Here is an 8,176-nt window from a genome sequence, read left to right on the forward strand (position 1 = left end):
CCTTTTAAGCAGAGGGCCGCTGGTTCGAATCCAGCACGGGTCACCATCTGTCCCCATCGTCTAGTGGTCTAGGATACCGCCCTTTCACGGCGGCGACACGGGTTCGAATCCCGTTGGGGACGCCACTAGGAGCCGTAGTTCAGCTGGTTAGAATGCCGGCCTGTCACGCCGGAGGTCGCGGGTTCGAGTCCCGTCGGCTCCGCCACGGTCGCTTAGCTCAGCTGGGAGAGCACCAGCCTTACAAGCTGGGGGTCGCAGGTTCGAGCCCTGCAGCGACCACCATTTGCTATACAAATAGTGACAGTCACTTTAAGATAACATATGAAAAATATTATAATCTGTCCAAAATGTAAAACTCCCAATAAAATTAATAAAATTCCCAAAAATTTTTTTGATATCTTGGTTGATACAAAAATTGTTTGCACTTTTTAGCTTTTTCGAAGTGTTAAAAAATTTGCACTCTTGTTGAGTGTATTTAGTCAGTGCCAAGAAAAGATAAATGTAAGAGATGTTTTGTGCTTTGGTATAATAATATAAAGGAGCGGGTATGAAAAGATTTTTAGCGGCAGTATGCGGATGTTTTTTGATTTTTAACGCGGGATGTACAAAAATGTATAATTCAAACGAAGTTGCTTTAAACGATGTTAATTCTGTTTTATCCTATGAAGAAGGGATAGTGGAGGATATTAAAAATGTTGTTATAAAAGACGACGGGAGCGGGGCTGTAATAGGAGCTTACAGCGGTGCAGTGCTTGGAAGTATGATGGGCAGGGGAAAAGGACGTCTTGTTTCGGCTTTAATAGGCGGAATAGCCGGTGCTTTTGCTGGAAGAGAAATAGATAAAGCAAATGCTCAGGAAGTTTTTATAAGACTTGAAAACGGCAATAATATAGCCGTTGTAGTAAAAGGTGTCGATTTAAAAGTAGGTGAAAAGGTAAGAGTGGTAAAAAAAGGAAACAGAGTGGTGAGAATTGAAAAAATCAAGTTTTAAATTTTGAAATTATCTCTTTTAGAGATGAAAGTTTTTCTTTTAGGGAATTTGCCACATTTTCTATAGCGTTTGCTATTCCTAAGTTTTTTGAAGAAATATTTGTAAGGTTTTGAGAGTGTTCGATTAACTGTTTTGAGTTATGAGCCATAATAGTTACGTTTTTGGTTGCAATTTTGGCGTATTCTATGTTTTCTTTATTCATTTCCAAAATTCCTTTTAAGTCAAGTTGAATATTTTGGGTGTTTTTTGCAAGGTGGTTCATTTTTTCGGAATTTTGGGATATTTCTTTATTGGTGTTTTCTATTGTTTTAGTAATTGTTTTAACTATTTTTTCTATATATATTAAAGATTCTCCTGATTTTTCTGCGAGTTTTCTAATTTCATCCGCTACTACGGCAAATCCTCTTCCATGTTTGCCTGCTCTTGCCGCTTCAATTGCCGCGTTAAGGGCTAAAAGTTCCGTTTGTTCGGTTATGTCACTTATAATTTTTAAAACATTTTTAATTTCCTCCGTTTGAGCGTTGAGGTTGTTAAGAAGGTTATTTAGTTCCTGTTCTTTAGAATTGATGGCTGTTATTTCTTCGATTGCGTTATCTAGTTCAAGAGCAAATTTTTCTAAAAATTTAGAAGTTTCCATAAGCGTTTTTGTTGTTGATGTTACCGATTCTTCCGTTTTATCTAGATGTTTTGAAAGTGAATTTGATATTTCCGATATTGAATTTGCTTCTTTATCCGTTTCTTTGATGGTGTGTTTTAATTCTTTTGTAATTTCTTCTAACTTAAGGGCGTTTGTGGTAATATTGGATGAAAGTGTCTGAACGTCTATAATAATTTTCCTTACGTTGGATATAAATTTGTTAATGTAATTTGCGGCAAGTTTTATTTCGTTTTGCTGTTTTATTTCTATCTGTTTGGTAAGGTCCCCATCTCCTTCGCTTATTTCTTTAGAAATTTCTATAAATTCCCGAATGGGTTTTATAACGTAAATTTTCAGTAAATAATAAGCCGCGATTTGAATAACAACAGCTACGATAATATGCTCTATTGCCGTTTCTAAGAAAGCTTTGGAATCCGTAAAATATGTATATAACAATAAAATCGCAGATGTAATAATATTTACACCTAAAAGTTTTAAGTTAAAGTCTTTTATAATGGAATGCATTTTATCCCTTTACTACAAAAATTTTATCTAAATTAAGGTTTTTAAAAAGTTCGTAAATTATATCGTCACTAACGATTATTTTTATAGTCTTTCCTTCGTTTTTTAGTTTTTCAAGTTCAGCTATAATGCTTGAAGGAAAAGAAAACGAATTTTTTACCTGAACTGTAATATTATCATATTTTGAGCCTAATTTTTCAAGAATTGTAATAATTTCATCGGCCTCATTGATGGTAATGATTGGTTTTGTTATTTCTAACACATGTCCTTTTTTATTTTACTTTAAATAATTTTAGCTAAATTTTTAAAAATTTTGTATAATTTTTGTAAAGTTTATTGATTATAAGATATAAAGGGAAATAAGATGGCGAGAAAACCAAGAATAAACGAACCCGGATTTTATCATATAGTAAATCGTGGTGTAAATGAGAGTGAAGTATTTAGCGAAAAAGAAGATTATTTTAAATTTATGGAATTAATGTTAAAAACAAAATACGATTATAAAGTCACTTTTCATGCTTTTACTATTTTGCCTAACCATTATCATATTTTAATAGAAACACATCTTCCTAACATTTCGGAAGCTATGAGGTTTTTAAACAGTGCTTATGCCGCTTGGTATAACTATAAAACCGGGAGAATAGGACATCTTTGGAAAGGCAGATTTGAGAGTTATATGCTTTTTGATGAAGAGCATTTTTGGAAAGTCGTTAAATATATAGAAAGAAATGCTTTAGCCCTGGGAATAGTGGATGATATTACGCAGTGGGATTATCAGTCTTTGGCGTTAAGGCTTAAAAAATCTAAATTCAGTGAAATTATAGAGGGCAGTAAAATTTTATCGAAGCCTCTTGAAGAATATATGGAGTGGCTGAAAAAACCCCTTGAACGCTTTGAACTTGATGAAATTTATAAAGAGCCTAAAATTATAAAAGATGAAGATGGAAATATAAAAGTGATTAGAAAAAAACTTAGTGATTTCTTTGCCGAATATGAAGATAAAAAAGAAGCTATTAAAGCGGCTAAGGCAAACGGATATAAATACAGTGAAATAGCAAGATATTTAGGAGTTTCCAACGCTTATGTAAGTAAGCTTGCAAAAAGTTAAGCGGAGATTATAATTTCTCCGCCATTAAACTTGCAAGTTCAAGTACTCTTCTGCTGTAACCGAATTCATTGTCATACCATGCTAAAATTTTAGCTTTATTTCCGTCAACCACACTTGTAGTAAGACCGTCTATAATGCTTGAATGAGGATTCCCTATCATATCGGTTGATACCACTTCATCGTATGTAATGTCTAAAATTCCTTTTAACTGGTTGTTTGCATATTCTTTAAACGCTTTATTTATCTCTTCTGCAGTGGTTTCTTTTTTTAATGTTACGCTTATATCCGTAACTGCAACGTCAGGTACCGGTACTCTTAAAGCCATCGCATGCATTTTTCCAGCTAGACTTGGTATAACTTCTATTGTGGCTTTTGCCGCCCCTGTTGTTGTAGGAATGATATTAACAGCCGCGGCTCTTCCCCTTCTGTGTTTTCCGGGTTTTTTCTTATCTATAGTTACCTGGCTTGAAGTATATGCGTGTACAGTTGTAACTAAAGCGCTTTCTACTCCAAACACTTCTTCAAGTACTTTCATAGCCGGTGCTAAAGAGTTTGTTGTACAAGAAGCGTTTGAAACTACATGATGGTTTTGAGGGTCGTATTCGTTATGGTTTACTCCAAGAACGAATGTTTTATCCACATTTTTACCCGGAGCCGTAATTATAACTTTTTTTGCTCCCGCTTCTATATGTTTAGCCGCCGCGTCTCTTTCAGTAAATTTTCCTGTGGCTTCAATTACAATATCAATTCCCATCTCTTTCCAAGGAAGTTTAGCAGGGTCTCTTTCGCTTACTATTTTTATTTCTTTCCCGTCAACGATTAAACTCTCATCAGTATAATCAACACTTGCCGGAAATCTTCCATGAACAGAATCAAATTTTAGCATATAAGCCAAATCTTCCGGTGTTCCGCTTCCTCCGTTTGCTACAGTGATTTCTATGTTTTCAGGTTTTGTCTGAATGTAATGCCATAAAACCATTTTTCCTATTCTTCCAAGTCCGTTTATTGCTACTTTTGCCATTGTATTTCCTTTTTTTATAAAATTATATCAAAAAAGAAAAAACAGATATAACAAGGATGTTTGACGACCAGGGCTGTTTCATGCTGAAAAAATGTAAATAACAAAAAAGTAAAAAAAGACAAGGTTGCGGATTTTAATGAAAATTTTGTGTAAACTTGCACTTCATACGTATGTAAAGCGCCCTTCGGGTTAAGTGCACTTTTTTTAACGCTTTTTCTCCGTTAAAATTTGCAATTGTTTCACTTTATTTAGTCAGTACCCTTTTCTTTTCCCCCAAAATAAATGTTTGATTTATTTTGGGGATTGGTATTAGTGTTTTGAGGTTGTTGTCAGCTAAAAAAAATCCCATATTTTCCATTCTCTACTCCGCCACTTTTTAAGTAGCCGGGTTTGCTGTGCTCATTTTCCATTATCCATTTTCCATTGACCATTGAATTAATGTATAATTTCATTAAAAAAGGTTTTATAATGAAATTCATCGGAACTCGTGGAACTGACGAAAAGAAAACTTTCAGTGAGGTGATACTTAATCCTGCGGCTCCAAATGGCGGACTATATGTTCCAAGTAAATTACCGAAAATCGATGAGAGGTTTTTAAACAGATATTATGATGTGGAAGGTGAAAAAACATACAGACATCTTGCAAGAGGAATACTTAAACTCTTTAAAATCGATATCGATAAAGATTTGATTGAAAAAGCTTTATATACGTATTTAAGGGAATTTGACGACCCCGACGTCGTGCCTGTGGTTAAACTCGATAAAGATCTTTTTGTAGGAGAGCTATGGCACGGACCGACAAGAGCGTTTAAGGATATGGCGCTACAGCCTTTTGGTGTAATTCTTTCCGCATTAGCAAAACAGAGAAACGAAAACTATTTGATTTTAGCAGCAACTAGCGGAGATACGGGACCTGCTACTCTTAAAACGTTTGAAAACAAAGAAAACATTCAGGTTGTGTGTATCTATCCCCATGAAGGAACGAGCGAAGTGCAAAAACTTCAAATGGTGACAACTGATGCCGAAAATGAAAAAGTACTCGGAATTATCGGAAACTTTGATGATGCGCAAACTGCTTTAAAAGCACTTTTGAAAGATGAAGATTTTAGAAATACGTTAAAAGAAAACGACATAAAACTATCAGCCGCAAACAGCGTGAATTTCGGAAGAATTATTTTTCAAATTATTTATCATTTCTGGAGTTATTTAAAACTTGTGGAAAACGCCGAAATTGATATGACGGATAAAATAGACGTAATTATTCCAAGCGGAAATTTCGGAAACGCTTTAGGTGCGTATTATGCTAAAAAAATGGGTCTTCCGATTGAAAAAATTGTAATAGCATCCAATAAAAACAATATTTTATATGAATTCGTAAAATACGGAAAATACGATTTAAGGGATAAAGAACTTATTCATACCATTTCACCTGCCATGGATATATTAAAATCAAGCAATGTAGAAAGGGTGCTTTTCGATAAATTCGGAGAAGAGAGAACTAAAGAGCTTATGACTTCACTTGAAGAAAACGGGTATTTTGAATTGAGCGAAGAAGAACATGCAAAAATTAAAGAGGATTTTCTTGCGGATTTTGCAACTGACGGGGAGTGTGAGGAGATAATCGCAAAATATGCGAAAGAGGGCAATTACATAATGGACGCACATACCGCAACGGCCGTTAAGGCATATGAATACCTAAAAGAAAAAGGTGAGATTAATAACAAAGTAGTTGCTTATTCTACTGCCGAGTGGACAAAATTCGCTCCAAGCGTTTATAAAGCCCTTACGAAAGAGGATATCAACCGTGAAATTGCCGAACTTGAAGAAAATACTTTAAGCGATAAAGATGCTATTGCCTATATTGAGGCGCATTACGATGTTAAGGCGCCTGATAGCATAAGAGGGCTTTTTGAAAAAGAGATTAACGAAACAGTTATTAATAAGGACGAAATAAAAGAAAAAATTATCGAATTTATTACAAACGGAAAATAGTGATAACCGTTATCGGTATTTATATATTTATTGTTTTAGGTTTTTTTGCAAAAAAAAGATTTAATGAAATTGACGGCAAAACTTTGGTAATACTTTCCACTTATTTTTTACAGCCTTTTCTTACCCTTTGGGGTATTATGCTTATCCCTATAAATTATGATTTGATAATTTCTCCTATTGCATATCTTGCGGCGGTTTTTATCAGTCTGGTTTTTACCTTTGCTTTAACTTTTTCAATAAAAGATAAAAAAGAAAAAATTATAGCCTCTCTTACGCCGCTTATAGGAAATACCGGAAATCTCGGAATTCCTCTCTCTTACGCTCTCTTTGGCGATATAGGTGCAAGTATTGCTACTATAGTTAATCTTGCGAATATATTTTTTATATACAGTTTCGGTATTTTTTTCTTTGCAAGCGGTAAATATTCGTTTAAAGATGCTTTTTTTAAAATTATAAAAATTCCGGTTATGTGGTTTGGTATACTTGCTCTGATAATTAATATATCAGGTGTTACGTTTAATAAAGATATTATGAAAATACTTCAAATGGGGGCATTTGCTTCGATTGTGGTGCAGCTTTTGATATTCGGAATATATGTGGCGGAGATTAAAACAAGGGAAATCAGTGCTAAACTTGGAATTATTACAGTGATTAACAAATTCATAATCTTTCCGCTTGTAGGTTTTTTTGTTTTAAAGATGTTTAATTTAAAGCCGCTTTTTTTAAAAACGGTGTTGCTTGAAATTTTTACTCCGTTAGCGGTTACTAACGTTAACCTTGCCGCCCTTTTTGATTTGTATCCTAGAAAAGTTGCACTTTTGATTATCTTAACCTCCGTTATTTTTTTACCGATAGTCTTTTTTTTAATCTAATCCCCTGAGTTTAAGGCTTAAGAGTCCGAAATATTCGTGAATCGCTTTGTATGAACGAAAAAAGCTCCCCGCATTTGGGAAGATATCCCATACCGTATACGCGGGGTTGTAAAAAAATCCGACGGGTTTGGGGATAATTTTAAATCCGAAATTTTTAAATAGTTTAACGCTTCTTTTCATATGATATGCGCTTGTTACGAGATATATTTTTTTAGGAATGGTTAATTTTTTAAAAAGGGCGGCGGTGAATTTTGCATTTTCATATGTGTCGAGAGATTTGCCTTCATAATATGTTTTTATTTTGCAATCGCATGTTTTTGTTATTAATTCTATATCTTTTTTTATGTTCTCAGCTTCTTTTATCTTTTTTATGCCGCCTCCGGTGAAGACAAAAGGAAGATTGTTTTCCTTTGCAATTAAAAGCCCATAAACTTCCCTTTTAAATGCATCCGGATTTGCTTTTAATACATCGTTTGAATTTGTGCCTCCCCCTAAAACCACAACTGAGCTTGGAGTAATGTTATCCGCTTTAAAATTATGTTCAAGCGGATAAAGTAAAAGATTGGAAACAAATTTGGTCGAAATCGCCCAAAGTAACACGGCGGCAGAAAAAAATATAATTTTTGCTTTTTTTGCATAAAATCCGGCCAAAAAAAGTATAATTACAAAAATTCCGGGCGGCAGACAAAGGTAAGTAAAAAGTTTTGAGACAATAAACATTTAGAGCCTTTTTGTGGAATTGTAGCAAAATGGATGGGAAAAGAGGGAGAGGAGAGAAAGAAAAGAATGGAAAAAGGATATTTATGAATATTTTAATTACGGGAGCGAGCAGAGGGATAGGGCGTGAGCTTGTAAACAGATACAATGACGGCAAAAACAAAATATATGCCGTGGCAAGAAACATAAACAGTTTAAAAGATATTGAAAATGTAGTGCCAATCAAACTTGACCTTTCGGATTTGGAAAAAGTGGCACATTATTTCAAAAACCTAGACGTAAAATTTGATTTGGTTATTGCAAACGCCGGTATTTC

9 protein-coding genes and 3 tRNA genes are annotated in these 8,176 nt (G+C 34.3%); 8 read left to right on the forward strand and 4 right to left on the reverse strand.

From position 1 onward, the window contains the following. Positions 1–49: 49 nt before the first annotated feature. The 4 genes from ACXJH6_RS05130 to ACXJH6_RS05145 all read left to right on the forward strand — a co-directional run bounded on the left by ACXJH6_RS05130 (position 50) and on the right by ACXJH6_RS05145 (position 991). Positions 50–125 (forward strand) — tRNA-Glu (locus ACXJH6_RS05130). A 3-nt stretch (positions 126–128) separates the two neighbouring features. Then, positions 129–205, forward strand: a tRNA-Asp gene (locus ACXJH6_RS05135). Position 206: 1 nt separating this feature from the next. Further along, a tRNA-Val gene (locus ACXJH6_RS05140) sits at positions 207–282 on the forward strand. Between the two features lie 265 nt (positions 283–547). Further along, positions 548–991 (forward strand): outer membrane lipoprotein, encoded by a 444-nt coding sequence (locus tag ACXJH6_RS05145; RefSeq protein WP_456470686.1) that lies wholly within the window; start codon positions 548–550, stop codon positions 989–991. On the opposite strand, the gene ACXJH6_RS05150 is transcribed toward ACXJH6_RS05145, so the two are convergent. Together ACXJH6_RS05150 and ACXJH6_RS05155 are read right to left on the reverse strand one after the other, a co-directional pair. Further along, entirely contained in the window at positions 981–2,153 is a 1,173-nt protein-coding gene (locus ACXJH6_RS05150) for a methyl-accepting chemotaxis protein (protein WP_456470687.1), read from the reverse strand. The genes ACXJH6_RS05145 and ACXJH6_RS05150 overlap by 11 nt on opposite strands. Position 2,154: 1 nt before the next feature. Beyond that, the gene (locus tag ACXJH6_RS05155; RefSeq protein ID WP_456470688.1) at positions 2,155–2,412 is read right to left on the reverse strand and encodes a hypothetical protein; all 258 of its coding nucleotides are present in this window, start codon (positions 2,410–2,412) and stop codon (positions 2,155–2,157) included. Positions 2,413–2,514: 102 nt separating this feature from the next. On the opposite strand from ACXJH6_RS05155, the gene ACXJH6_RS05160 reads away from it, so the two are divergent. Further along, entirely contained in the window at positions 2,515–3,258 is a 744-nt protein-coding gene (locus tag ACXJH6_RS05160) for a transposase (protein ID WP_456470689.1), read from the forward strand. A gap of 7 nt (positions 3,259–3,265) precedes the next feature. Here ACXJH6_RS05160 and gap read toward each other — a convergent pair whose 3' ends face one another. Beyond that, positions 3,266–4,279 carry a type I glyceraldehyde-3-phosphate dehydrogenase gene (gene gap, locus ACXJH6_RS05165; protein ID WP_456470690.1) on the reverse strand — a complete coding sequence of 338 codons (1,014 nt, stop codon included), beginning with the start codon at positions 4,277–4,279 and terminating at the stop codon, positions 3,266–3,268. A 468-nt stretch (positions 4,280–4,747) separates the two neighbouring features. On the opposite strand from gap, the gene thrC reads away from it, so the two are divergent. Together thrC and ACXJH6_RS05175 are read left to right on the forward strand one after the other, a co-directional pair. Beyond that, the gene (thrC, locus tag ACXJH6_RS05170) at positions 4,748–6,271 is read left to right on the forward strand and encodes a threonine synthase (protein ID WP_456470691.1); all 1,524 of its coding nucleotides are present in this window, start codon (positions 4,748–4,750) and stop codon (positions 6,269–6,271) included. Then, on the forward strand, positions 6,271–7,143 hold the full coding sequence (locus ACXJH6_RS05175) for an AEC family transporter (protein WP_456470692.1): 873 nt from the start codon (positions 6,271–6,273) through the stop codon (positions 7,141–7,143). Before thrC ends, ACXJH6_RS05175 begins: the two co-directional genes overlap by 1 nt. Here the strand turns inward: ACXJH6_RS05175 and ACXJH6_RS05180 are convergent. Continuing rightward, positions 7,135–7,863: a YdcF family protein gene (locus tag ACXJH6_RS05180; protein ID WP_456470693.1), complete on the reverse strand. Its 729-nt coding sequence runs from the start codon at positions 7,861–7,863 to the stop codon at positions 7,135–7,137. The genes ACXJH6_RS05175 and ACXJH6_RS05180 overlap by 9 nt on opposite strands. An 83-nt stretch (positions 7,864–7,946) precedes the next feature. Between ACXJH6_RS05180 and ACXJH6_RS05185 the strand changes: the two genes are divergently transcribed. Next, the coding region (locus tag ACXJH6_RS05185) for an SDR family NAD(P)-dependent oxidoreductase (RefSeq protein WP_456470694.1) at positions 7,947–8,176 on the forward strand (230 nt) is incomplete at its 3' end.

This window comes from Caminibacter sp. (genome assembly GCF_053999135.1).